Source organism: Labrys wisconsinensis (assembly GCF_030814995.1).
GTDB classification, from domain to species: Bacteria; Pseudomonadota; Alphaproteobacteria; order Rhizobiales; family Labraceae; genus Labrys; species Labrys wisconsinensis.
In genome coordinates this window covers 89,444-113,222 of the sequence record NZ_JAUSVX010000008.1, presented here as the reverse complement: position 1 = coordinate 113,222, position 23,779 = coordinate 89,444, and the positions used below count along the sequence as shown (strand labels likewise).

The 23,779-nt window shown below is 70.1% G+C and carries 20 protein-coding genes; 14 read left to right on the top strand and 6 right to left on the bottom strand.

What is annotated here, in order from left to right; translation table 11 throughout:
• Positions 1 to 39: 39 nt before the first annotated feature.
• From QO011_RS20905 to QO011_RS20890, 4 genes are read right to left on the bottom strand one after another with little or no spacing between them, the layout of a single operon-like run.
• Positions 40 to 1,596 carry a hypothetical protein gene (locus tag QO011_RS20905; RefSeq protein ID WP_307275882.1) on the bottom strand — a complete coding sequence of 519 codons (1,557 nt, stop codon included), beginning with the start codon at positions 1,594 to 1,596 and terminating at the stop codon, positions 40 to 42.
• A 41-nt stretch (positions 1,597 to 1,637) separates the two neighbouring features.
• Positions 1,638 to 3,212, bottom strand: a complete 1,575-nt coding sequence (locus QO011_RS20900; protein ID WP_307275880.1) for a hypothetical protein — start codon at positions 3,210 to 3,212, stop codon at positions 1,638 to 1,640.
• Position 3,213: 1 nt separating this feature from the next.
• Positions 3,214 to 4,776: a hypothetical protein gene (locus QO011_RS20895; protein ID WP_307275879.1), complete on the bottom strand. Its 1,563-nt coding sequence runs from the start codon at positions 4,774 to 4,776 to the stop codon at positions 3,214 to 3,216.
• An 11-nt stretch (positions 4,777 to 4,787) separates the two neighbouring features.
• A complete protein-coding gene (locus QO011_RS20890; protein ID WP_307275877.1) occupies positions 4,788 to 5,780 on the bottom strand; it encodes a glycosyltransferase family 2 protein in 993 nt (330 codons plus the stop codon).
• 369 nt (positions 5,781 to 6,149) lie between these two features.
• On the opposite strand from QO011_RS20890, the gene QO011_RS20885 reads away from it, so the two are divergent.
• Positions 6,150 to 7,640: a pilus assembly protein TadG-related protein gene (locus tag QO011_RS20885; protein ID WP_307275874.1), complete on the top strand. Its 1,491-nt coding sequence runs from the start codon at positions 6,150 to 6,152 to the stop codon at positions 7,638 to 7,640.
• Between the two features lie 31 nt (positions 7,641 to 7,671).
• On the opposite strand, the gene QO011_RS20880 is transcribed toward QO011_RS20885, so the two are convergent.
• Positions 7,672 to 8,436, bottom strand: coding sequence for a sulfite exporter TauE/SafE family protein (locus QO011_RS20880; protein ID WP_307275871.1), 765 nt, complete (start codon positions 8,434 to 8,436; stop codon positions 7,672 to 7,674).
• 171 nt (positions 8,437 to 8,607) lie between these two features.
• On the opposite strand from QO011_RS20880, the gene QO011_RS20875 reads away from it, so the two are divergent.
• From QO011_RS20875 to QO011_RS20860, 4 genes are all read left to right on the top strand, one after another.
• Positions 8,608 to 9,912: an MFS transporter gene (locus tag QO011_RS20875; RefSeq protein WP_307275868.1), complete on the top strand. Its 1,305-nt coding sequence runs from the start codon at positions 8,608 to 8,610 to the stop codon at positions 9,910 to 9,912.
• A gap of 74 nt (positions 9,913 to 9,986) precedes the next feature.
• Positions 9,987 to 10,796, top strand: coding sequence for a creatininase family protein (locus QO011_RS20870; protein WP_307275865.1), 810 nt, complete (start codon positions 9,987 to 9,989; stop codon positions 10,794 to 10,796).
• Between the two features lie 157 nt (positions 10,797 to 10,953).
• The gene (locus QO011_RS20865) at positions 10,954 to 12,243 is read left to right on the top strand and encodes an adenylosuccinate synthase (RefSeq protein ID WP_307275863.1); all 1,290 of its coding nucleotides are present in this window, start codon (positions 10,954 to 10,956) and stop codon (positions 12,241 to 12,243) included.
• Between the two features lie 134 nt (positions 12,244 to 12,377).
• Positions 12,378 to 13,712 carry a hypothetical protein gene (locus QO011_RS20860; protein WP_307275860.1) on the top strand — a complete coding sequence of 445 codons (1,335 nt, stop codon included), beginning with the start codon at positions 12,378 to 12,380 and terminating at the stop codon, positions 13,710 to 13,712.
• A gap of 19 nt (positions 13,713 to 13,731) precedes the next feature.
• Here the strand turns inward: QO011_RS20860 and QO011_RS20855 are convergent, their stop codons facing one another.
• Complete coding sequence (locus tag QO011_RS20855) at positions 13,732 to 14,763, bottom strand: LacI family DNA-binding transcriptional regulator (RefSeq protein ID WP_307275857.1); 1,032 nt, start codon at positions 14,761 to 14,763, stop codon at positions 13,732 to 13,734.
• 328 nt (positions 14,764 to 15,091) lie between these two features.
• Here QO011_RS20855 and QO011_RS20850 point away from each other — a divergent pair, with 328 nt between their 5' ends.
• The 9 genes from QO011_RS20850 to QO011_RS20810 all read left to right on the top strand — a co-directional run bounded on the left by QO011_RS20850 (position 15,092) and on the right by QO011_RS20810 (position 23,773).
• Positions 15,092 to 16,180: a Gfo/Idh/MocA family protein gene (locus tag QO011_RS20850; protein ID WP_307275856.1), complete on the top strand. Its 1,089-nt coding sequence runs from the start codon at positions 15,092 to 15,094 to the stop codon at positions 16,178 to 16,180.
• Between the two features lie 33 nt (positions 16,181 to 16,213).
• Entirely contained in the window at positions 16,214 to 17,128 is a 915-nt protein-coding gene (locus QO011_RS20845; RefSeq protein WP_307275853.1) for a sugar phosphate isomerase/epimerase family protein, read from the top strand.
• A 352-nt stretch (positions 17,129 to 17,480) separates the two neighbouring features.
• A complete protein-coding gene (locus QO011_RS20840; RefSeq protein ID WP_307275851.1) occupies positions 17,481 to 18,422 on the top strand; it encodes a sugar ABC transporter substrate-binding protein in 942 nt (313 codons plus the stop codon).
• An 88-nt stretch (positions 18,423 to 18,510) separates the two neighbouring features.
• Complete coding sequence (locus QO011_RS20835) at positions 18,511 to 19,491, top strand: ABC transporter permease (RefSeq protein ID WP_307275849.1); 981 nt, start codon at positions 18,511 to 18,513, stop codon at positions 19,489 to 19,491.
• A 2-nt stretch (positions 19,492 to 19,493) separates the two neighbouring features.
• Positions 19,494 to 20,276: an ATP-binding cassette domain-containing protein gene (locus tag QO011_RS20830; RefSeq protein WP_307275847.1), complete on the top strand. Its 783-nt coding sequence runs from the start codon at positions 19,494 to 19,496 to the stop codon at positions 20,274 to 20,276.
• A gap of 9 nt (positions 20,277 to 20,285) precedes the next feature.
• Positions 20,286 to 21,467 (top strand): aldose 1-epimerase family protein, encoded by a 1,182-nt coding sequence (locus QO011_RS20825; RefSeq protein ID WP_307275846.1) that lies wholly within the window; start codon positions 20,286 to 20,288, stop codon positions 21,465 to 21,467.
• Between the two features lie 49 nt (positions 21,468 to 21,516).
• On the top strand, positions 21,517 to 22,608 hold the full coding sequence (locus tag QO011_RS20820; protein ID WP_307275844.1) for a fatty acid desaturase family protein: 1,092 nt from the start codon (positions 21,517 to 21,519) through the stop codon (positions 22,606 to 22,608).
• 36 nt (positions 22,609 to 22,644) lie between these two features.
• Entirely contained in the window at positions 22,645 to 22,959 is a 315-nt protein-coding gene (locus tag QO011_RS20815) for a MocE family 2Fe-2S type ferredoxin (RefSeq protein ID WP_307275843.1), read from the top strand.
• Between the two features lie 13 nt (positions 22,960 to 22,972).
• Entirely contained in the window at positions 22,973 to 23,773 is an 801-nt protein-coding gene (locus QO011_RS20810) for a 3-methyl-2-oxobutanoate hydroxymethyltransferase (protein WP_307275841.1), read from the top strand.
• Positions 23,774 to 23,779: the final 6 nt, after the last annotated feature.

The window sequence follows — 23,779 nt, the reverse complement described above, 5'->3', positions numbered from 1 at the left end:
CAAATTAGCCGCAGTCGCGGCGCACCGGAAGCGCCGCCGTCAGCGGCGCATCAGGATCGCGGCGCCCTCGACGCTCGCGACCTCGCGATAGGGCACGAGCGCCGCGGCGACCTCGCCGTGGCGCGCGACCCAGTCCTTCCAATGCTCCTCGGCGACCAGGACCACGTCCGGGCGTCCGTCGACGATGGCGGCCACGAGCGCATCGCGATCGGCCCTGGCATAGCGCTCCAGCGCCGCCCGCCGTCCATCCGCCTGGTCCAGCCGCGACAGCATGATCTCCGCGCCCTCCGAGATCCAGCGGCTGCACACCGGCTCGAGCCATTGGCCGCCGAGGTCGCGGACCAGGGGATGGCCGTAGGCGAGGTCGCCGGCGATCGACACCACCTTGGGCCGGGGCGGCGCCAGGCGCCCGACCGCTTCGATCAGCCCGGGAAAACGCGGGCCGACCTCGAGGCACTGCACGGCGACGCCGCCGAGCGCCACGAAGCAACCGGTGAGCGCGGCCGTGGCCCCGAAGCGCAGCGCCGTCGCCTGCGGCGTCAGCGCCTGCCAGCGCCGGAGGAGAGGCGGCGCGCCGGCCATCAGGCCGAGCGCGATGGCGGGGTAGCCATGGTAGGGCCAGCCCTTGCCCTGGATGACGATCATGGCCCAGCCGCCGCAGGCGGCGAGGAGGAGGACCGGCGTCGTCGCATCGCGGAACCGGCCCCGGCCCGCGGCGAGGGCCAGCAGCATCGCCGCGGCCGAGACCAGCGAGCCGGGATTGCCGATCATGTCGAGAAGGCTGCCCCGGATCGGCAGATAGACCGCCGCGATCAGCGGCAGGGCCTGTGCCGGGAAGGCGGGAAAGGCCAGGGCGACGAGGATGCCGTAGGCGACGACCACCGCGGCGAGGGCGCAATGGGCGCCGTCGAACAGGAGGCGCAGCCAGGCACGCGCACCGAGCGGCGCCGTGGCCAGGACCAGGGCGAACGGCAGCGCCAGCGCCAGGGCGAAATGCGGCTTGATCGCCACGGCGATGCCGCCGCCGATGCCCGCCAGCACCGACAGCAGCGCGCCGGGCGGGCGGCCGGCGGTGCGGCCGGCATAGGCGGCGAGCAGCGGCAGCATGGCGGCCACGGCGATGTGCTCGCGCTCGGCGAAGGCGTAGCCCGGCAGGATCAGCAGCACGAACAGGGCCACGGCGGCCAGCCAGGGATCGCGCGCCGGACTGCGCAGCCCGCTCGCCGCCAGGATCCGCGCCGAGAGCGCCAGGCTCGCGGCCGCCCCGGCGAAGACGAGCCCGACCACCACCGCCTCCGGCCGCAGCGCCAGCAGCCGCGCGATGGCCACCGCCGGCAGGTAGATCAGGATCGAGGCGGGCGGGTTGGTCTCGATGAAGTCGACATAGGGCACCGCACCGTCCAGCGTCCGCTCGCCCAGGGTCAGCAGCCAGGAGACGTCGGTGCAGGTGACGCTGGCGAGCCGGATCGCGATGGCGGCGATCACGACCAGGGCCGCCGGCGCATGGCCGGCCATGTCGCGCCACCGCCGCGGCATCGTGCCGGGCACAGGCTCGCTGAGATCGATGTCGGCCAAGAAATCCCCCAAACCAGCCATGCGACCGCTCCTCGCCCGGCAGCGCGGTCCCCTGCCCTTGCCTAGTCCGTGCCGGTGGCGCTCCGGGTCATGATCGAGACGCCGTCGACCCGGCGCACCGTGCGGAACGGCGCCAGGGCGGTGCCGACGGCCGGGTCGCGCAGAGCCCATCCCATCCACGCCTCGTCCTCGACGAGGACGATGTCGGGGCGGCCCTCGGCGATATCGGCGGCCTGCCTCGCGCGATCCATCCGCGCATAGGCCTGCAAGGCCGTGCGCCGGGGATCGTCGGCCGCCAGCTTCGCCAGCAGGATGGCCGCGCCGCCCGAGATCCAGTTGCTGCAGGCATGACCGACCCAATCGCCGTCGACGTCGCGCACCAGGGGATGGCCGACGGAGAGGTCGCCGCCTATGAAGGCGATTCGCGGCCGCGGCGGGCCGAGCTCCCGGACGGCCTGTGTCAGCGCGGGCAGCTCCAGCCTGGCGTCCAGCCAGGTCGCCGCCCCTCCGCACAGCACGGCCAGCCCGACGGCCGGCGCGACGAGCCTCCCCACCACCGGCAGGCGGCCGGCGTCGAGATCGACGGCCGCCGCCCATCGATCCGCCACGGACCGGGCGCCGGCGAGCAGGGCGAGCGCCATCGCCGGATAGCCGTGATAGGGCCAGCCCTTCATCTGCAGCACCATGGCCAGCCAGAACCCGGTGGCCGCGAGGGCGAGGACGGTGGTCACCGGGTCGCGCAGCTGCGGCCGGTTGACCGCGGCGAAGCCCAGGGCGAGCGCGGCGATCATGCCGCTCGGGTTGAGCAGCATGATCGAGATGCTGCTCCCGACAGGAACATAGACCGCCGCGGCCAGCGGCAAGGCCGCCGTGACGAAGGCGGGAAAGAAGGCCAGGATCGCCACGACATAGACGCCCACGACCGCGACGACCGTCCGGTTGGCGCGGTCGAAAGCGGCGCGCAGCCAGGCACCGGCGCCGAACGGCGTCCGGTACAGCACCAGCGCCATCGGCAGAGCCAGGCCGAGGGCGAAATGCGGCTTGACGATCACGGCGACGCCGCCGCCGAGGCCGGCGAGCAGCGACGGGCCGAGCCCCGGGGCGCGGCCGGCCGCGCGCACGGCATAGACGGCCAGGAGCGGCAGCACGGCGATCAGGGCGACATGCTCGCGCTGGGCGAAGGCATAGTCGGGCAGGACGAGCAGCAGGAACACGGCCACGGCCGGCAGCCAGGGATCGCCGGGCCGCCGCAGCCCCGCCCGGGCGAGGATGCGGCCGGTGAGGGCCAGGCTGGCGCCGGCCCCGACGAAGACCAGCCAGACCACCATCGTCTCCGGCCGGACGTCGACGATCCGCGCCAGCAGGATTGCGGGAAGATAGAGCAGGATCGAGGCCGGCGGATTGACCTCGACGAAGTCGACATAGGGCGTCGCGCCGCCCAGCATCTTCTCGCCGAGCGTGAGCAGCCAGGAGACGTCCGTGCACGGCGCGTTGGCGAGCCGCATCGCCACCGCGGCGGCGAGCGCCAGGGCAACGGGCGCATGCCGCAGGACCCGGCCGGCGGCGATGCGGCGGCCGGATTGCGGCCCGGCCGTGAGGGAGCCCGTCGCAACGGGGCCGTGGCGGACGTGGTCCATGCTAGCCCGCCCCGCCGGCCGCGGCGCCGTCGCGCCGCAGCATGATGGAGACGCCGCCGAAGGTCTGCGCGACGCGGTAGGGCGCGAGCGCGCCCGCGACCTCGGCATGCGCCGCGACCCAGGCCCGCCAGGTCTCGTCCTGCACCAGGACGACATCGGGGCGGAAACGCTCGATCGCGGCGACCAGCCGCTCGCGGTCGAGCCTGGCGTAGCCCTCGATCGCCTGCCGGCGCTCGGGATCGGCCACGCCTTCGCCGAGAAGCAGCGCGGCATTGCCGGAGATCCAGCGGCAGGCCATCGGGTCGACCCAGACGCCCTGCAGCCGGCGCACCAGGGGATGGCCGACGCCGAGGCCGTGGCCGATCAGCACCATGCTCGGATGGGCGGGAGCGAGCCGCCGCACCACCTCGGTGAAGGCCGGGAGCTGCCTGTCATCGGCAAAGCGCACCAGCGCGGCGACGCCGAGCACGATGAGGCAGGCGCCCGCGGCCAGGAGGCGCGGCTCCGGCCGGCCGGAGCCGCCTCGGCGCCAGGCGGCCGCCTCGACGAACAGCCGCCAGAGGCAGGCCAGCAGGGCGAAGGCGACGGCGGGATAGGCCTGGTAGGACCAGCCCTTGCCCTGCACCAGCGCCGCTGCGGCAAAGCCGCAGGCGGCCAGCACCGAGACCGTCTCGACGGGATCGCGCCGCCGGCCCCAGCCGAGCAGCACCCAGGCGGCGAGCGCCAGCCAGGCCAGGGCGATCGCCGGGCTGAGCAGGCTCTCGAGCAGTCCGAGCCGCACCGGCAGGTAGACCGCCTGGAGCAGCGGCAGCGTGTCGGTCAGGAAAGCCGGGAAGGCCAGGACGACGGCGGCGGCGTAGGCCAGCACCATGGCCGCTGCGGCGACCGTCTCCGGACGCAAGGCATCGCCCAGCCTGTCGCCGAGGCTGCGCCCCGGCCGCGCCAGCACGAAGCCGAGAGGCAGCGCCAGAGCCAGGGCGAAATGCGGCTTGACGGCGACGGCCAGGCCGGCGGCGAGGCCGGCCGCCAGCGCCGCGCGCGTGGACACGCTGCAGCCGGCCCGCCGGGCCGCCAGCACTGCCAGCATGGGCAGGACCGCGATCGCCGCCACATGCTCGCGCTGGGCGAAGATGCTGGTCGGCAGCACCAGGAACACGGCGAAGCCGGCGGCGGCGAGCCAGGGCGCCGTCGCCGCGCCGACGAGGCGGGCGGCCGCCAGGATCCGCAGCGACAGGACGAGGCTGGCGCAGCCGAGCACGAAGACGAGCACGACCACCATCGCCTCCGGCGCCACGCCGGCGAGGCGCGCGGCGAGAATGGCGGGGACGTAGAGCAGGATCGAGGCCGGCGGATTGGCCTCGACGAAATCGACATAGGGCCGCTCGCCGGCCAGCAGCCGCTCGCCGAGGGTCAGAAGCCAGGAGACGTCGCCGGGCAGGTCGTAGACGCCGCGCAGCGCCACGGCGAGGGCGAGCACCGCGAGCGCCGGCGCGAGCCTTGCCGCCGCCGGCGCGGCCCAGGCGCGCGGCGCCGTCCAGGGGGTCGGCGGATCGAGGCTGGCCACCGCCCCGCGCCTCAGGAGGCCGAGCGGGCGCGCCGGTCCGCGGCCATGGCTTCGGCGCCGTCCTCGAAGCCGACACGCTGGTCGACGAGATAGAGCGGCCGGCCCTTCACCTCGTTGTGGATGCGCCCGACATAGAGGCCCATGATGCCGGTCATCATCATGTTGATGCCCGAGAGCAGCGCGGTGATCACCACCGTCGAGCTCCAGCCCGGCACCAGATGAGCCTGGGTGAACCACATCACCACGACGCAGGCGGCATAGAGCATGGCCAGCGCCGAGACGGCCATGCCGACCCACAGCGCCAGCCGCAGCGGCGCATCGGAGAAGCTGACGATGCCGTTGGCGGCGAGGCGCAGCATCTTGCGCAGGGGGTATTTGGTCTCGCCCGCGGCCCGCGGCTGGCGATGGAAGGTGACGGCGGTCTGCTTGAAGCCCATCCAGGCGAACATGCCGCGCACGAAGCGGTCCTTCTCGCGCATGGTCGAGAAGGCGGCGAGCACCTTGCGGTCGATCAGACGGAAATCGCCGACATTGCGCGGGATCTCCACCGAGGCGAGCCGGTCGAGCAGGCGGTAGAACAGGTCGGCGGTCGCCTTCTTGAAGCGTCCCTCGCCCTCGCGCGACAGGCGCTGGGCATAGACGATCTCATAGCCCTCGCGCCATTTGGCGACCATCTCCAGCACCAGCTCGGGCGGATCCTGCAGGTCGGCGTCCATGACGATGACGGCATCGCCCGAGGCCCGGTCCATGCCGGCGGTGATGGCGACCTGGTGGCCGAAATTGCGCGACAGCCGGATATAGCGATAGCTCGGATTGTCGCGGGCGCGTGCGGCCAGCACGATCGGGCTGCAGTCGCGGCTGCCGTCGTCGACGAAGATCACCTCCGCCGGCCCGTCGAGGGCCTCCAGGAGCCGGTCGAGCCGATGCAGCAGGAGCGGCAGCACCGCTTCCTCGTTGTAGATCGGCACGACCAGCGAATAGATCGGTCTGGACTGTTTCGACACGGCGCCCTTTCATCCCGGCTCTTCGGTCCGGCGTCCCGCAGGACGTCGGCGGCCGGCCATCGAAGGCGGATCATCGCACGGCCTGGGTTAATCGCGGGTCAACCGCCGGCGCGGGCCACGGATCGGCGGCGCATGCGCGAGGGGATGCGCAGGATCCCGCAGTCCGGCCGGTCGGCACGAGCGCATGGCCGACGGACCGTCCGCGGCGCGAATTGCCGGCGCCGGCAAGGCGAATCGTCAACCACGGCAGCCCGAGGCATGGACCGCAGGCCCTTCGATTAAGGCAATCTTCACGGCGGGTGCGTACCGAACCTGTTCGGCCCACGAGCATCCGGTCCGAGGGTCGCGGTTGAATTCGATAGGGGACGCATGACCGCCGCTTGTCTCGCCGCTCGCTCGCGCCGGCTGCTGCGCCGGTTCCGCAAGGCCGAGAGCGGGAACGTCATCTTCCTGTTCGCCTTCGGGCTCATCCCCCTGCTCGCCCTGCTCGGCGGCGCGCTGGACTACAGCCGCGCCGCGGCGGTGCGCACCGAGATGCAGGTGGCCGCCGACAATGCCGTGCTGATGCTGGCCCGCGACAAGCCGGGCACGCTGACGCCGGCCCAGATCACGGCCAAGGGCCAGAAATATTTCGGCGCCGCCTTCACCAGCAGCGACGTTTCAGGCCTCGCCGTCTCGACCAGCTACAGCACCACGGCCGGCCTGCAGGTCGCCATGACGGCCTCGGCGAGCGTCAACACCAAGATCATGAGCGTCGTCGGCCTGCGGCAGATCCAGATCCGCGTCGTCTCGACCTCGACCTGGGGCAACAACCGGCTGCGGGTCGCCTTGGTGCTCGACAATACCGGCTCGATGACCTCGTCGGGCAAGATGACCGCCCTGCAAGGCGCGACCACGAATCTCCTCGGCCAGCTGCAGGCCGCGGTCAGCCAGCCCGGCGACGTCTATGTCTCGATCATTCCCTTCAGCATGCCGGTCAATGTCGACAAGGCCAATGTCGGCGCGTCCTGGGTGCGCTGGGACCTCTGGGATGCCACTAACGGCGAGACCAACGGCAGCTGCAGCACCTCCAGCTTCACCACCCGCAGCACCTGCACGGCGAAGAACACCTGGGGGAAGGCCTGCAGCAAGGCCCAGTACGGCTCGCAGAGCCAATGCACCGCCAGTGGCGGCACCTGGAGCAACTATTGCAGCAACCGCACCTATACGACGCAGTCGACATGCCTGGCGGGAGCAAGCCCGGCCTGGACGGTCTCGCACGCGACCTGGAACGGATGCGTCACCGATCGCGACCAGGACAACGACACGACCGACGTCGTCCCGAGCGCCGGCGTCGCCTCGACCCTGTTTCCGGCCGATCCCCAGATCACCTATTGCCCGGCGTCCCTGATGGCGCTGTCGAACGACTGGACCGCCCTGAACGCCAAGGTCGGCGCCATGGTGGCGGTCGGCGGCACCAACCAGACGATCGGGCTGCAATGGGGCTACCAGTCGCTCCTGGCCGGCTCGCCCCTGGCCGTGCCGGCCAAGGATCCCAACTACACCTATTCCAACATCATCATCCTGCTGTCGGACGGCCTCAACACCTATGACCGCTGGTACGGCAACGGGACGTCGGGGCAGAGCGCGAGCGTCATCGCCAAGATCGACGCGCGCATGGCCAAGGCCTGCGCCAACGCCAAGGCCGACGCCATCACGATCTACACCATCCAGGTGAACACCGACGGCGATCCCACCTCCACGGTGCTGCAGAACTGCGCCAGCCCGGACAAGTTCTCCATCCTGACCAGCGCCAGCGAGATCGCCGCGACGTTCGAGAAGATCGGATCGGACCTCACCGCGCTGCGCCTCTCCCAGTAGCGCGCCGGCGCGGACCGGCGGGCGGATCCGGTCAGAGCCCGAAGGTGCTGCGCGCGCCCTCCCAGATCAGGTCGAGCCCGACCACCACCAGGAGGGCGTAGATGATGCGGTAGAAGCGCGTCGTGTCGGCGCGACGCACCAGCCAGACGCCGAAGATGGTGGTGACCACGGCGACGGGCGCCAGCGCCGCCGAGATGGTGAGGTTCTCGCGCGAGAACTGGCCGAGCACGAAATAGGGCACGACCTTCATCAGGTTGACGATGGCGAAGAACCAGGCGGTGGTCCCCGCCAGCAGCTCGGGCTTCAGCCGCTGCGGCAGCGAATAGATCTGGTAGGGCGGCCCGCCGGCATGGCTGACGAAGGAGGTGAAGCCGGCGACGAGGCCCCAGAACAGGCCGGCGCCATCGCCGGGCTTCGGCCCCTCGGCACGCTTCTGCACCACGCCGATCCACCAGTTGGCGGCGAAGGCGAGGGCGATGACGCCGACGACCAGCCGCACATGGCCGTCCTGGATCGTGGCCGCGAGGAGATAGCCGGCGAGCGTCCCCGCCAGCGCGCCGGCGAGCGGCACCAGCAGCACCCGCCGGTCGACCGAGCGGCGATAGGACAGGAGCGACACCCAGTCCTGCAGCACCAGGATCGGCAGAAGGATCGCCGCGGCCTTGACCGGCGACGGCACCACCACCGCCAGCACCGGCACGCCAAGCACGCCGAGGCCGGCAAAGCCGCCCTTGGAGATGCCGACCACCGTCACGGCCACGACGGCGACGAGCCAGAACAGCGGATCGGAGAGCATGGGAAGACTCGGCGGGCGACGGGAGGGAAACGATTGCCTAGCATCGTCCAGGGTCCGAGGCGAGGGCCTCCGGCGGGAACCGCCGCCCGGCCCTGGGCAGGTCCGGCAAATTCTGCAAAACAGGCGGCGGGCGACGACGCGCTCATCGACGCCGACGGGGGGGCGAATGCCATGGCATCAACCGATGTGACCGACGCGATCGCGGCGGATCTCCTGCCGAACCGGCCGCTCGCCGCCGCCGACTACCGCACCCTCGCCCTGGCCGCGCTCGGCGGCGCGCTCGAGTTCTACGACTTCATCATCTATGTCTTCTTCGCCACCATGATCGGGCAGTTGTTCTTCCCGCCCGACAGTCCCGACTGGCTGCGCCAGGTGCAGACCTTCGGAGTCTTCGCGGTCGGGTATTTCGTGCGTCCGCTCGGCGGCATCGTCATGGCGCATTTCGGCGACGTCGCCGGCCGCAAGCGCATGTTCACGCTCTCGATCTTCCTCATGGCCGTCTCGACGCTCGGCATGGGCCTGCTGCCGACCTATGCCACGGCCGGCGCGCTGGCCCCTGTCGCGCTCGTGCTCCTGCGCATCGTCCAGGGCGCGGCGATCGGCGGCGAGGTGCCGGGCGCCTGGGTGTTCGTGGCCGAGCACGTGCCGGCCCGGCGCGTCGGCTTTGCCTGCGGCGTGCTGACGGCCGGGCTGACGGTCGGCATCCTGCTCGGCTCCCTGGTCGCGGGCGCCGTCAACGCCGCCTTCGCCCCGGCCGGGATCGCCGCCTGGGCCTGGCGGCTGCCCTTCCTCCTCGGCGGCGTGTTCGGCCTCGCCTCGGTGCAGCTGCGGCGTCTCCTGGAGGAAACGCCGATCTTCCGCGAGATCCAGCAGCGCAAGGCCCTGGCCGCCGAGCTGCCGCTCAAGACGGTGCTGCGCGGCCATCGCGGCGCGGTGGTGCTGTCGATCCTGCTGACCTGGCTGCTCTCGGCCGCCATCGTGGTGGTCATCCTGATGACGCCGGCGCTCCTGCAGAAGCAGGGCATCCCGCTGCCGGCAGCGCTCGCCGCCAACAGCGTCGCCACCATCGGCCTTACCATCGGCTGCATTCTCGCCGGCGCGCTGATCGACCGGATCGGCGCCGGACGCTTCTTCCTGGCGGGCTGCCTCCTGCTGGCCGCGGCGGTCTTCCTGTTCTACACGCGCGTCGGCGCCGAGCCGGCGCTGCTCGGCCCGCTCTACGGCCTCACGGGCCTGTGCGTCGGCGTGGTCGGCGGCGTGCCCTTCGTCATGGTCCGCGCCTTCCCCGCGGCGGTGCGCTTCACTGGCGTCTCCTTCTCCTACAACGTCGCCTATGCCGTGTTCGGCGGCCTGACACCGCTGGTGGTGCCGCTGCTGATGGCCGTCAATCCGCTGGCGCATCTCTACTACGTGCTGGCGCTCTGCGCGCTCGGCTGCGGCATCGGCCTCTGGCTGCTGGCTGCGGGGCGCGGCTGAGCCGGCGGCGCAGGTCTTTGCGGGCCTCCGCTTTGGGCGTAGACGGGAACCATCGCGACAACCCGGATCCCGCCATGCCCCTGCCCCGCCGCCACTGGTTCGAGATGACCACCGAGGACTTCCGCGCCGGCGACGCCGCGTCCTGGATCGCGGTGCTGCCGATCGCCGCGGTCGAGCAGCACGGGCCGCACCTGCCCGTCGGCGTCGACAGCATGATCATGCAGGGCTATCTCGACCGGGTGATCCCGCTGGTGCCCGAGGAGATCCCCGCGACCTTCCTGCCGATCCAGACCATCGGCAAGTCGAACGAGCACCTCGCTTTCCCCGGCACGCTCACCATCTCGGCCGAGACGGCGATCCGCGCCTGGGTCGAGATCGGCGAGAGCGTCCATCGCGCCGGGGTGCGCAAGCTGCTGATCGTCAATTCCCACGGCGGCAACATGGCGGTCATGGACGTGGTGGCGCGCGAATTGCGCGTGCGCCACGGCATGCTCGCCGCCTTCACCTCCTGGCACATGTTCGGCTATCCCGACGGCCTGTTCCCGGCGGACGAGACGCGGCTCGGCATCCATGCCGGCGAGATCGAGACGGCGCTGATGCTGGAGTTCCGGCCCGACACGGTGAAGACGCAGGAGGCACGCGACTTTCGCCCCGTGACCTACGAGATGGAGCAGACCTTCCGCCATCTCAGGACCGGCCGCCCCGCCGGCTTCGGCTGGATGGCGCAGGACCTCCATGCCGCCGGCGCCGCCGGGGACGCCGGCAAGGCGACGCGCGAGGCCGGCGCCGCCGCCGCCGATTTCGGCGCCGCCGCCTTCATCGAGCTCCTGGCCGACATCCACAGCTTCGAGCTGGCGCGGCTCGAGACCGGGCCGCTCGGCTGAGACGGCGACCGGCGCGAAAACCGCCATTCTCGGGGCCCGGACGGTGTCGGAAGGCCCGAAAGGGTTTACTCCCCACGCCCGATCCGGTATTTGACCACAAAGCCCGGCCGGTTTTCGCGCCGGGCTTTGTCGCGTCTGCGAGCCCGAGGAGGAAGCCATGGCCAACGTCGTCGTCGTCGGATCCCAATGGGGTGACGAAGGCAAGGGCAAGATCGTCGACTGGCTGTCCGAGCAGGCCGACGTCGTCGTGCGCTTCCAGGGCGGCCACAATGCCGGCCACACGCTGGTCATCGGCAACCAGACCTACAAGCTGTCGCTGCTGCCCTCCGGCATCGTGCGCGGCAAGCTCTCGGTGATCGGCAACGGCGTGGTGCTCGATCCGCACGCCCTCGTCGCCGAGATCGGCAAGCTCGCCGAGCAGGGCGTGACCGTGACGCCCAAGATCCTGCGCATCGCCGAGAACACGCCGCTCATCCTGTCGCTGCACCGCGACCTCGACCGCCTGCGCGAATCGGCCACCGACGGCACGCGGATCGGCACGACCGGCCGCGGCATCGGCCCCGCCTATGAGGACAAGGTCGGCCGCCGCGCCATCCGCCTGATGGACCTCGCGGACCTCGATGCGCTGCGCTCCAAGATCGGCCGGCTGCTCAGCCACCACAACGCCCTGCGCCGCGGCAACGGCCAGCCGGAGATCGCGCCCGAGACGCTCTACCAGGAGCTCGCTTCGGTGGCGCCGCTGGTGCTGCCCTACATGGACAATGTCGTCGCCCTGCTCGACAAGAAGCGCCGGGCCGGCAACCGCATCCTGTTCGAGGGCGCCCAGGGCGCGCTGCTCGACATCGATCACGGCACCTATCCCTATGTGACCTCGTCCAACACCGTCGCCGGCGCGGCGGCGATCGGCTCGGGCCTCGGCCCCAACGCCATCGACTACGTGCTCGGCATCACCAAGGCCTATACGACGCGCGTCGGCGAAGGCCCCTTCCCCACCGAGCTCCACGACGAGATCGGCCGGCGCATCGGCGAGCGCGGCCACGAGTTCGGCACCGTCACCGGCCGGCCGCGCCGCTGCGGCTGGTTCGACGCGGCGCTGGTGCGCCAGACCATCCGCACCTCGGGCATTGACGGCATCGCCCTGACCAAGCTCGACATCCTCGACGGCTTCGACACCATCAAGGTCTGCGTGCGCTACCGCCTCGACGGCGAGGAGTACGACCACCTGCCGGCCAGCCAGGCGGCGCAGGAGCGGGTCGAGCCGATCTACGAGGAGATCGAGGGCTGGAAGGGCTCCACCGCCCATGCGCGCTCCTGGGCCGACCTGCCGGCCCAGGCGATCAAATATGTCCGGCGCATCGAGGAGCTGATCGGCGCGCCCGTCGCCATCCTCTCCACCAGCCCCGAGCGGGACGACACGATCCTTGTCCGGAACCCGTTCCAAGTCTAAGAGGGCTGCCGTGACCCGCGCGACGGATCGCGGCAGCCTCCAGGCTGGCAGCGCATTGCCATCGCAGCGTCTCAGTCCCGACGAATTTGACGCCTAAGCGGACGGCCTACTCCGCAGAACCCGAGTTGCCAGCCTTGTCGACGGACTATTTCCCTCCCATCCAGCGCGCGGTGCAGAAACTCTCGCCGAACACGCTCGATGCGCGCCGGGCGCTGTATGACAAGGCGCGCGCTGCGCTGCTCAAGCAGCTGCGCAGCGCCGACCCGGCGCTGACGGAGACCCAGATCACCAAGGAGCGCCTGCTGCTCGAGGATGCGATCCGGCGCATCGAGACCGACATGCTGCGTCCGGAGACGGCCGAGCGGGTGCTGGGCTCGCGCCCCCAGGCTCCCGCGCCGGCCCCGCCGCCGGAGCGCCTGGACGAGCGCCGCGGCGCGCCCGAGGCCGAGCCGGGCGATCATGCGCCGCCGGAGGCGGACGAGCCGATCGCGCCGATGGCGCGCCGGCCGAACGGCTCGCGCGGCAATGGCTCGCGCCCGCCGGCGCCGCGCCGGTCGGTGGCGACCGACGGTCGCAACAAGCGCTTCGCCATCCTCGGCGGCGCCGCCCTGGTCCTGATCCTCGTTGCCGGCGGCGCGGTGACGATGTTCAGCCGCGATACCGACGAGGCCTTGCAGCCGCCGGCCCAGGCCGTGCCCACCCGGGCCGTCGCGGAACCCGACAAGATGGCCGCCAGCGGCAAGATGACCGAGCGCCTGGGGGCACCCGCGACCGCCCAGCCGGCCGCGCCGGCCCCGACGCCGGCGCCCCCGCCGCAGCAGCAGGCGGCCGTGCCGGCTCCCGCCGAGACGCCCGCCTCGAGCGCGGCCCAGCCGCTGGCGCCGGCGGCGCAGAGCGGCACGGTCGTCGCCCAGAGCGCCATCCTCTACGAGGAGCAGCCGGACAGCCCCAACCGCGGCCAGGCCTTCCAGGGGACGGTGACTTGGCGCACCGAATCCGTGTCCAGCGGCACCAACGCGCCGATCGACACCGCCATCAAGGGCGATCTCGACATTCCCGAGCGCAAGCTCAAGGCGACGATCACCCTGCGCCGCAACATCGATCCGGCCCTGCCGGCGACGCACACGCTGGAGATCCAGTTCGTGGTCCCGCCGGATTTCCCCAATGGCGGCATCTCCAACATCCCGGGCGTGCTGATGAAGCCGACGGCGCAGCAACGCGGGCAGCCGCTGGCGGGCCTCTCGGTGAAGGTGACGAACGGCTTCTTCCTGGTCGGCCTCTCCGACGCGCCGGCCGACAAGGGCCGCAACGCCCAGCTCCTCAAGGAGCGGGAATGGATCGACATGCCGCTGCTCTACGACAATGGCCGCCGCGCCATCCTGACGCTGGAGAAGGGCGTGCCCGGCGACCGGGCCTTCAACGACGCCTTCTCCAGCTGGGAGAGCGCCCAGAACGCGCCGCAGCAATAGGCGCGGCCGCCGGGCTGCGTCAGCTCTCCGGAATGTTCTCCCTGAAGACCACCTGCAGCCGCGGCGGGTGATAGTCGAGCGCCAGGCCCTTCACCGCCTGCGTCAGGAGGTTGAGGGCTTCGCGCGCCTCGACGCGCGGGTTCTGGTCGATCACCGCGTCGAGCGTGCCGTCGAGCAGCAGCGGCTTGGTCTCCTTGGTGACCTCGTGGCCGATGAAGACCACGGCGTGCTCGCGGCCGCGCTCCTTCAGCGCCCGGGCGATGCCGGTGTTGCCGGCGCCGATATTGTAGATGGCGGCGAGGTCCGCGTGCCGGTCGAGCAGGGCCGCGGCTTCCGAATAGGCCCGCTCGCGGTCGTCGCCCATCTCGCGCAGCTCGACGATCTCCAGGCCCGAGCCCTCCTCCGCCAGGATGTGCCGGAAGCCCATCTCGCGCTCCTCATGGCCGCGATAGGACAGCGATCCGGCCAGCAGCGCCACCTTGCCGGAGCGGCTCGCCCCCATGAAGCGGCCGACGAGATAGCCGGCGAGCCGGCCGGCGGCCCGGTTGTCGATGCCGATATAGGCGACGCGCGGCACGTGCAGGATGTCGGAGGCGAGGGTGACGACCTTGACGTTCTCGGCCGACAGGGAGCGGATCGCCTCGCGCACCGTGGGATGGTCGAGGGCGATGACGCCGACCCCCCGGGTCCGGCCGTGCAGGTCCTGCAGCACGCCGGCGAGGCGGTCGGGGTTGAAGCCTTCGAGCGACCAGATGCGGACGTCGACCTCCGGCCGGCTCGCGGCCTGCAGCTCGATCTGGCGGTGCAGCATCTTGATGAAGGTGTTGGTGCCGGCGGGAAGCACGAAATCCAGCCGGATCGCCTCCTCATCGACCGGGCGGCCGGCCGCCGGCCCGTCGGCGGAGGCCGCGAGATAGCCGAGCCGCCGGGCGGTCTCGACCACGATCTCGCGGGTGCGCGAGCGCACGCCGGAGCGGTTGTTGAGGACGCGGTCGACCGTGGCCGGCGACACGCCGGCTTCACGCGCGACATCGATCAGGGTGGACCGCACCGTCGTTCACTCCGGGCCTGGCGGGTTTCGCCCGGAGGCGATGCGGACGAAAGGGCCCGAACCCGCCTCAAGCGATTCTGATGCGAAATGATGGGTCCAGCGCCCGCCCGGTGCAAGGCGCCTGGGCCGCCGCGCGCCCTGCGATCCCCATCTCTGCGTCCTGATCGGCATCCTGCGTTCAAGCCTCTTTTTGGCTGGAATGATGTATTTTGATGTCTTCTGATGTTGACAGACTTCCTGGAAACGTCAATATCGATCATAGAAGCTGGGTCGAGCCAGCCCGCTGCCGGCCGCAGGACTGCCGGCGCACAGGGTTCGGGAGGATCGGGTGACAGGCAGGACGTTCGAGCCGGATGTGGCCGTCCGCACGCGGGACTACGGCATCGGCTGCATCGGCGCCGGCATGATCATGGCCGAGTGCCATCTGGCCGCCTACCGGGAGGCCGGCTTCCCGGTGGTGGCCATCGCCTCGCGCACACCAGCTCATGCCGAGCAGGTGGCGGCGCGCTGGCAGATTTCGACGGTGCACCGGACGCCCGAGCAGCTGATCGAGGACCGCGCGGTCGAGATCGTCGACATCGCCTTTCCGCCGGACCGGCAGCCGGCGCTGATCCGCCACGCCCTGCAGCAGCCGCATGTCAGGGCGATCCTGGCGCAAAAGCCGCTGGCGCTGTCGCTGGAGGAGGCGATCGCCCTGCGCGACGAGGCCGAGGCCGCCGGCAAGATCCTCTCGGTCAACCAGAACATGCGCTACGATCAGTCGATGCGCGTGCTCAAGCAGATCCTCGACCGGGGCGAGCTCGGCGACGTCGTCTTCGCGCAGATCGACATGCACGCGATCCCGCACTGGCAGACGTTCCTGCAGGACTATGACCGGCTGACGCTCGCCAACATGAGCGTGCACCATCTCGACGTGCTGCGCTTCCTGTTCGGCGATCCCGACGAGATCACCACGCTGACCCGCCGGGATCCGCGCACGGCCTTCCCCCATTCCGACGGCATCACCGTCTCGACCCTGCGCTTCCCCTCCGGCGTGATGGCCGTGTCGCTGGAGGACGTCTGGTCCGGCCCCCGGCAGGAGGGCTATCAGGACGACCAGCACATAAGCTGGCGCGTCGAGGGCACGGACGGCGTCGCCCGCGGCACGATCGGCTGGCCGACCGGCACGGCCTCGACGCTGAGCTACGCCTCGGCCCGCACCACCGGCGGCCAATGGGTGACGCCGGCCTGGCAGACCATGTGGTTCCCGCATGCCTTCATCGGGGTGATGGAGCAGCTCCAGCACGCGGTGAAGACCGGCGAGCCGCCGGCGCTCTCGGTCGCCGACAACGTCCGGACGGTGGCCCTGGTCGAGGCGGCCTATCGCTCGATCCGCGAGGGCCGCACGGTCAAGCTCGCCGAGATCCCGACCAACTGACCGACAGACGTCATCCAGGGAGGACACGACATCATGATGCAGACCGGCATTTTCACGGGCTATTTCCCCTATGGCCTCGAGGAGACGGCCCAGAAGATCCGCGCGCTGGGCTTCAACACGGTGCAGCTCGACCTGCATTTCAGGGATATCGACCTCTCCGCCGGTGCGATCACCAAGGAGAAGGCCAAGCGGGTGCGCGACACGTTCCGCGACCACGACCTGCCGATCTGCTGCGTCTCCGGCTACACCAACATCGTGCATCCCGACCGGGGCGAGCGCGAGAAGCGCGTCGGCTACCTCAAGGAGATCATCCGCAGCGCCCGCCTGTTCGGCACACCCTACGTGATCTCGGAGACCGGTACCTTCAACACCGAGTCCGACTGGGTGCACCATCCCAGGAACAAGACCGAGGAGGGCTTCGAGGAGTGCCGCAAGGTCATCGCCGACCTCGCCCAGACCGCCTATGACCACGGCGCGGTGTTCTGCCTGGAGACCTATGTCAACAACGTCGTCGGCTCGGTGGAGGAGACGGTCAGGATGTTCGCGGAGGTCGACCATCCCGGCCTCGGCCTGCTGATGGACCCGACCAACTATTTCGAGACCCACAACATCGACCGGATGGACCGGATCCTCGACCAGGTGTTCGACACCCTGAGCGACAAGATCCGCATCGCCCATGCCAAGGACGTCAAGCGCTCGGGCGACGACAAATCGGAGAAGCACGCCGATATCGGCGACGCGGAGGCGCTGGAGAGCCACACCTTCCGCGGCGTCGGCGAGATCGAGCTGCCGGCCCCCGGCCTCGGCTCGCTCAACTACGACCTCTACCTCCGGCGGCTCGCTCAGAAGCACCCGAACATTCCGGTGATCATCGAGCATCTGTCGGAAGACGACGTGCCGCGCGCCAAGACATTCCTCGACGGCAAGCTGCGCGAGAACGGCCTGTGAGGCGTCATACGGAGACAAATGAGGCCGTTCGTCATGGCCGGAAAGCGCAGCGCACCTATCTGGGGGCGCCCGCTGAGGAAGTGTTGGCGAATAAGTGAATCGAAGTTGCGCAGGGCCCCCCTCTCCCGGCTGGGAGAGGGGCAGGGGTGAGGGACTAAGCTTTACCAGAAAAGGCGGAGCGTTTTACGTGCTGTTGCTGGACCTGCATCTAGCTGGTGACACGTCTAGTCCCTCACCCCTGCCCCTCTCCCAGCCGGGAGAGGGGATCGCGCCCTTCTCATCTGAAGCACTTATTTGCGAACGCCCGCTAGGAAGCTACACCATTTATAAGAAGCACCAACGGAGGGAAGGAATGCTCAAATACGGTCTCAAGATCGCCGCCGCGGCCCTGATGCTGGCCGGCGCCGCGTCCGCTTCGCCGGCATCGGCCGAGGGCGGCCAGAAGACCTTCTACCTGCTGTCGCATGGCGGCCCGTCCGACGCCTTCTGGATCGACTGGAACGCCGGCGCGACCAGGGCCTGCGACCAGATGAAGGTGACCTGCAAGATCTCGTTCTCCGGCGGAGACATGGCCGCGCAGAAGGAGGCGTTCAACTCCGCGCTCGCGGCCAAGCCCGACGGCATCGCCACCACCTCGGCCCAGCCAGGCCTGTGGACCGAGGAGGTCAAGGCCGCCAAGGCCGCGGGCATCCCGATCATCTTCTTCAACACCGACGACGTCGCCACCGGCCGCCAGGCCTATGTCGGCGCCGACCTCAAGGAGGCCGGCGCCATCTGGGCGCGCTACCTCGTCGAGCGCAAGCTGGTGAAGCCGGGCGACAAGGTGTTCCTGCCGGTGGAAGTGCCGGGCGCCAGCTACCAGCAGCTCGAGACCGAGGGCATCGCCGGCGTCTTCGATCCGCTCGGCATCAAATATGACGTGGTCGATTGCGGCACCGACCCCGCCGGCATCATCGCCAAGATGACCGACTACATGGTCGCCAACCATCCGCCGGCGGTGATCGCGCTCGGCGACTCCGTCGCCTCCAGCGTGCAGCGCGTCTTCGACGGCGCCGGCGTGGCGCCGGGCAAGATCCCGGTGGTCGGCTGGGGCAATTCGAAGGAGACCGCCGAGGCGGTGAAGGCCGGCTACGTCAATGCCGCAGCCTGGCAGTTCCCCTCGGCCCAGGGCTTCATGCCGGTCGCCCTGCTCAACCTCGCCGCCTCCGGCGAGCCGATCGGCTACGACATCCATACCTTCAGCCTCTACGACGCCACGAGCGTCGAGCCGATCCTGAAGCTCTACAGCAAGTGAGTGGCGCAAATGCCTGCCGGCGCGCCGGCAGGCACGCTCCCGCAACCCGAGCAAAGAAGCAACGATGGCTGTGATCGTCGAGAGGGACATGGAGAGGCCCAGACGCTGGCCGGGCGCCGTGCGCTCGCCTGAACTCGCCTCGCTGATCATCCTTTTGGTGGTGCTGGTGGCCTTTGCGGTCGCCGACGCCAATTTCCTGTCGCCGCTCAACATCTCCAACATGCTGGCGTTCCTGCCCGAGCTCGGCATCATCGCGCTCGGCATGACGCTGCTGCTGACCGCCGGGGAGTTCGACCTCTCCGTCGGCGCGGTGTTCGGGCTGGCGCCGGTCGTGGTGATGCTGCTGGTGCAGAACGGCGAGATGGGCATCGGCCCGGCGCTGCTGATGGGCCTCGCGCTCTGCGTCGCCATCGGCGCCGTCAACGGGCTGATCGTCACCAAGATCGGCATCTCCTCCTTCCTGGTGACGCTGTCGATGCTCTTGATCGTGCGCGGCGCCGCCCTCTACGTCACCCAGGGCTTCCCGCTGAAATCCTGGAACCAGCCCGGCGTCTTCGTCACGCTGCTGGCCGGCAGCTTCAACCTCGGCTCGTTCCGGCTCTACACCTCGCTCTGGTGGTTCATCGCCCTGGCGCTGCTCGCGGTCTATGTCCTGCGCTATGCCAAGCTCGGCAACTGGATCAGCGCCATCGGCTCCAACCGCAATGCGGCGGTGGCGCGCGGCGTGCCGGCCGACGCGGTCAAGATCTGGCTGTTCATCCTCACCTCGGTGCTGGCCGGGCTCGCCGGCATGATCAGCGCCTTCCGCATCTCGGCCGCCTCGCCGGTGGCCGGCACCGGCTACGAATTGGAGGTGATCGCCATGGTCGTGGTCGGCGGCACGGCGTTGACCGGCGGCCGCGGCACCATCCTCGGCACCATCGTCGGCGCGCTGATGCTGCGCGCCATCCGCAACGGCATCGTCCTCGTCGGCGTGCCGGGCCTCGCCTACAACATCTTCGTCGGCGCCATCATCCTGGTGATGCTGATCCTGCACGCGCTGCTGCAGAAGAGCGCGGCGAGGGGCTGACCATGCGCGAGGAAGTGCTCCGGCTCGAAAATCTGCAAAAGTCCTTCGGCAGCGTGCACGCGCTCCGGAACGCCTCGCTGACCCTGCGGGAAGGCGAGGTGGTGGCCCTGCTCGGCGACAACGGCGCCGGCAAGTCGACCCTGATCAAGGCGATCTCGGGCATGTTCCCGGTCGATCGCGGCGACATCTATGTCCGCGGCGAGAAGGCCTCGATCCGCTCGGCCCGCGACGCGATGGACCTCGGCATCGAGACCATCCACCAGGACACCTCGCTGGCGCCGGACCTCTCCATCGCCCGCAACCTGTTCCTCGGCCGCGAGCCGGTGACGCTGAAATGGCTCGGCGTCTTCGCCCCGCTCGACCGGACGGTGCTGCGCGAGGCGGCGCGGGCGCTGCTCCGGCGCGTCGGCATCTCCAAGAAGCTCGACGCCGACGCCCTGGTGAACACGCTCTCCGGCGGCGAGCGCCAGTCGATCGCCATCTCGCGCGCCATGCAATTCGCCGCCAAGCTCATCATCCTGGACGAGCCGACCAACAATCTCGGCGTCGAGGAGACCCATGGCGTGCTGCGTTTCGTCAAGGAGGTGCGCGAGGCCGGGCACAGCGTCCTCCTGATCACCCACAACATCCACCATGTCTTCGAGGTCGCCGACCGCATCGTCGTCATGCGCCGCGGCGAGATCGTCGCCGAGCGCACGGTGGCGGACACCGACCTCCTCACGGTGGAGAGCCTGATCCTGGGCGTCGACGTCGCGTCGCTGCTCAAGGACACCAAGGCGCATTGAGGCGGGGCCATGGTGGAGCTCTATGGCCAGACGCTGACCCGCCGGCAGGTTTCGGAACGCTCCGGCATGCTGTCGCAATTCGCCGGCGTGCGGCTGATGACCCTGGGCGACGGCGTCGAGCGCGGCATCCGCCTGCTCGAATTCCGCACCGGCACCGGGCTGCGCTTCACCGCCCTGGTCGACCGGGCGCTTGATATCGCCGATTGCGAGCATGCCGGCCGGGCCATCGGCTGGCACTCGCCGGCCGGCTTCCGCCATCCCGGCCTGCACGAGCCCGAGGGCGAGGCGGGCCTCGCCTGGGCGCGGTCCTTCTCGGGCCTCCTCGTCACCTGCGGCCTCGACCACATTCTCGGGCCGGCCGAGGTGCCGGCCGAGACCTATCTCTATCCCGGCAAGCCGACGGTCCGTCACGCCCTGCACGGCCGGATCGGCACCATCCCGGCGCGCCTCACCGGCTATGGCGAGGCCTGGGACGGCGACCGCTGCGTGCTCTGGGCCGAGGGCATCGTCCAGCAGTCGACGGTGTTCGGCGAGGACCTGCACCTCCTGCGCCGCATCGAGGCGGATGTCGGCGGCAACGAGATCCGCCTCACCGACCGCGTGGTCAACCACGGCTTCCTCAGGACGCCGCACATGTATTTCTACCACGTCAATGTCGGCCATCCCCTGCTCGACCAGGGCACGCGCACTGTCGCCCCGGTCGCCGACGTGGTCTGGGCCGCCCATGCCGGCGAGCGCTACCGCGCGCAGGACGTCGGCTACCGCACCGCCCCCGCGCCGGTCGACGGCTTCCGCGAGCAGGTCTGGCAGCACGAGCTCGCGGCGGATGGGGATGGCGCGGTGCGGGTCGCGGTGGTCAACGAGCGCCTCGGCCTCGGCCTCGAGCTCGTCACGCGCAAGGATCAGCTCCCCTGCTTCTACCAGTGGCAGAACTTCCAGGCCGGCCAATACGCGCTCGGCATCGAGCCTTCGACCCACCACGTGCTCGGCAACCTGGCGGCGCGCCAGCGCGGCGAGATGATCTGGCTGGAGCACGGCGAGAGCCGGGCCTATGAGGCGAAGTTCCGCGTGCTCGACGGCATCGCGGCCATCCGGGCCGCCGAACGGCGCATCGCGGCTATCGTCCGGCAGCCCGAGGACGAGTTTCCCCTGCCCTCCGGCCGTTTCCCGGCGCTGGGAGGCAGATCGTGACCGATACCATGCGAGGCTCCGGCGGACGCGCCGGAGGCTGGAGGCTGCCATGACGACGATGGAGAGGAAGCGCGACTACAGCCTTGTCGGCGAGAGCACGCGCCGGGCGATCGAGACCGGCCTCGCCTCGGCCGAGTGGTACCACACCGACGTGCCGCGCAAGACCATGAAGGCGCTGATGCAGCGCTCCGACGGCCCCGCCATCCGCGACACCATCCTGTGGATCCTCCTGATCCTCGGCTCGGCCGCCGGCGCGATCGCCTTCTGGGGCACCTGGTGGTGCGTGCCGTTCTTCCTGGTCTACGGCGTGCTCTACGGCTCCTCCTCGGACTCGCGCTGGCACGAATGCGGCCACGGCACCGCCTTCCGCACGCGCTGGATGAATGACGTGGTCTACGAGATCGCCTCTTTCATGCTGATGCGCAATCCGGTGACCTGGCGCTGGAGCCATGCGCGCCACCACACCGACACCATCATCGTCGGCCGCGACGCCGAGATCGCGGTGATGCGCCCGCCGGACCTCATCCGCGCGGCCCTCGCCTTCACCGGCCTGCTCGACTTCCGCTATTCCCTGCCGACGCTGGTGCGCAACGCCTTCGGCACTCTCTCGCCGGACGAGAAGAGCTTCATTCCCGAGCCGGAGCAGCCCAAGGCCGTTACCGCCGCGCGCTGGCACATGGCGGTCTACGCCGCGACCATCGCCGTCGCCCTTTGCACGTGGTCGTTCCTGCCGCTGATGCTGATCGGCCTGCCGCGCCTCTACGGCACCTGGCACATGGTGCTCACCGGCCTGCTGCAGCATATCGGCCTGGCCGACAACGTCGTCGACCACCGGCTCAACACCCGCACCGTCTACATGAACCCGGTCAGCCGCTTCATCTACTGGAACATGAACTATCACGTGGAGCACCACATGTTCCCGATGGTGCCCTACCACGCGCTGCCGCAGCTGCACGAGCTGATCAAGCACGACCTGCCGGCGCCCAACCCCTCGATGTGGCACGCCTATCGCGAGGTCTGGCCGGTCTTGCTGAAGCAGCTGAAATACGAGGACTATTTCCTCAAGCGCGAGCTGCCGCCGACGGCCCGGCCCTATCGCGGCGAGTTCCACGAGATCACCGTGCCGGATGCCGCCGAATAGGCTCGGCGCCCCCTTTCAAAGCGACTGGAGACTGGAATGGCTGACTGGGTCGTGGCCTGCGCCGCGGGCGATGTCGACGAGGAGGATGTGATCCGCTTCGATCACGGCGGGCGCACCTTCGCGGTCTACCGCTCGCCGGACGACGAGTATTTCGCCACCGACGGCCTGTGCACCCACGAGAAGGTGCACCTCGCCGACGGGCTGGTCATGGACGACATCATCGAATGCCCCAAGCACAATGGCCGGTTCAACTACAAGACCGGGGCAGCCAAGGGCGCGCCGGTCTGCGTCGATCTTCGGACCTATCCGGTCAAGGTCGAGGCCGGCAAGGTCATGATCCAGGTGGACTGAGGGGGAGAGGGCCATGAGCCGAAAGAGGCCGACCGTCGCCGATCTCCGCGCGATGAAGGGCAAGCGCCAGCTCACCATGCTGCGGGTGACGACGCTGGAGCAGGCCGAGGCGGCCGAGCGGGCCGGCGTCGACATCGTCTCGATCCCGCCGGCGCTGCTCCTCGACCCGCGATACCGGGACGCGGCGCCGAGCCTGTTCTCCATGCCGGGAGAGAACTTTTACGAGATCGGCACCGGCGACGACTTCGTGCGCTGGGCGTTCCGGATGGTCAAGGCGAGCGCCGACGCGGTCTATTGCAGCGCCAGCTACGCCACGGTGAAGCGCATGGCCGACGAGGCCGTCCCGGTGATCGGCCATGTCGGCCTGATCCCCTCGCGCGCGACCTGGACCGGCGGCTACAGGGCGGTCGGCAAGACGGCCGAAACCGCGCTGCAGATCTTCGAGGCCGTGAAGCAGTACGAGACGGCCGGGGCCTTCGGCGCCGAGATCGAGGTGGTGCCGGTGGAGGTGGCGGCGGCGATCTCGCGGCGCACCTCGCTGTTCATGCTGTCGATGGGCGCCGGCACCGGCTGCGACGCCCAGTATCTCTTTGCCGAGGACGTCCTCGGCGAGAATCGCGGGCACATGCCGCGTCATTCCAAGGTCTACCGCAACTTCGCCGCCGAATATGACCGGCTGCAGGCCGAGCGGATCGCCGCCTTCTCCGAATTCGTCGCGGACTGCAACGCCGGCGCCTATCCGCAGGACCGGCACGTCGTCCACATGGATCCGGCGGAGCTCGACCTGTTCATGAAGCGGCTCGGCGCAGCCTGACCGGCA

Bases quoted from the DNA above. Each gene is read 5' to 3' on its own strand.
- QO011_RS20905 (WP_307275882.1), bottom strand. From the start codon at position 1,596: ATGGCTGGTTTGGGGGATTTCTTGGCCGACATCGATCTCAGCGAGCCT.
- QO011_RS20900 (WP_307275880.1), bottom strand. From the start codon at position 3,212: ATGGACCACGTCCGCCACGGCCCCGTTGCGACGGGCTCCCTCACGGCC.
- QO011_RS20885 (WP_307275874.1), top strand. From the start codon at position 6,150: ATGACCGCCGCTTGTCTCGCCGCTCGCTCGCGCCGGCTGCTGCGCCGG.
- QO011_RS20880 (WP_307275871.1), bottom strand. From the start codon at position 8,436: ATGCTCTCCGATCCGCTGTTCTGGCTCGTCGCCGTCGTGGCCGTGACG.
- QO011_RS20875 (WP_307275868.1), top strand. From the start codon at position 8,608: ATGGCATCAACCGATGTGACCGACGCGATCGCGGCGGATCTCCTGCCG.
- QO011_RS20870 (WP_307275865.1), top strand. From the start codon at position 9,987: ATGCCCCTGCCCCGCCGCCACTGGTTCGAGATGACCACCGAGGACTTC.
- QO011_RS20865 (WP_307275863.1), top strand. From the start codon at position 10,954: ATGGCCAACGTCGTCGTCGTCGGATCCCAATGGGGTGACGAAGGCAAG.
- QO011_RS20845 (WP_307275853.1), top strand. From the start codon at position 16,214: ATGATGCAGACCGGCATTTTCACGGGCTATTTCCCCTATGGCCTCGAG.
- QO011_RS20840 (WP_307275851.1), top strand. From the start codon at position 17,481: ATGCTCAAATACGGTCTCAAGATCGCCGCCGCGGCCCTGATGCTGGCC.
- QO011_RS20835 (WP_307275849.1), top strand. From the start codon at position 18,511: ATGGAGAGGCCCAGACGCTGGCCGGGCGCCGTGCGCTCGCCTGAACTC.
- QO011_RS20830 (WP_307275847.1), top strand. From the start codon at position 19,494: ATGCGCGAGGAAGTGCTCCGGCTCGAAAATCTGCAAAAGTCCTTCGGC.
- QO011_RS20825 (WP_307275846.1), top strand. From the start codon at position 20,286: ATGGTGGAGCTCTATGGCCAGACGCTGACCCGCCGGCAGGTTTCGGAA.
- QO011_RS20820 (WP_307275844.1), top strand. From the start codon at position 21,517: ATGACGACGATGGAGAGGAAGCGCGACTACAGCCTTGTCGGCGAGAGC.
- QO011_RS20815 (WP_307275843.1), top strand. From the start codon at position 22,645: ATGGCTGACTGGGTCGTGGCCTGCGCCGCGGGCGATGTCGACGAGGAG.
- QO011_RS20810 (WP_307275841.1), top strand. From the start codon at position 22,973: ATGAGCCGAAAGAGGCCGACCGTCGCCGATCTCCGCGCGATGAAGGGC.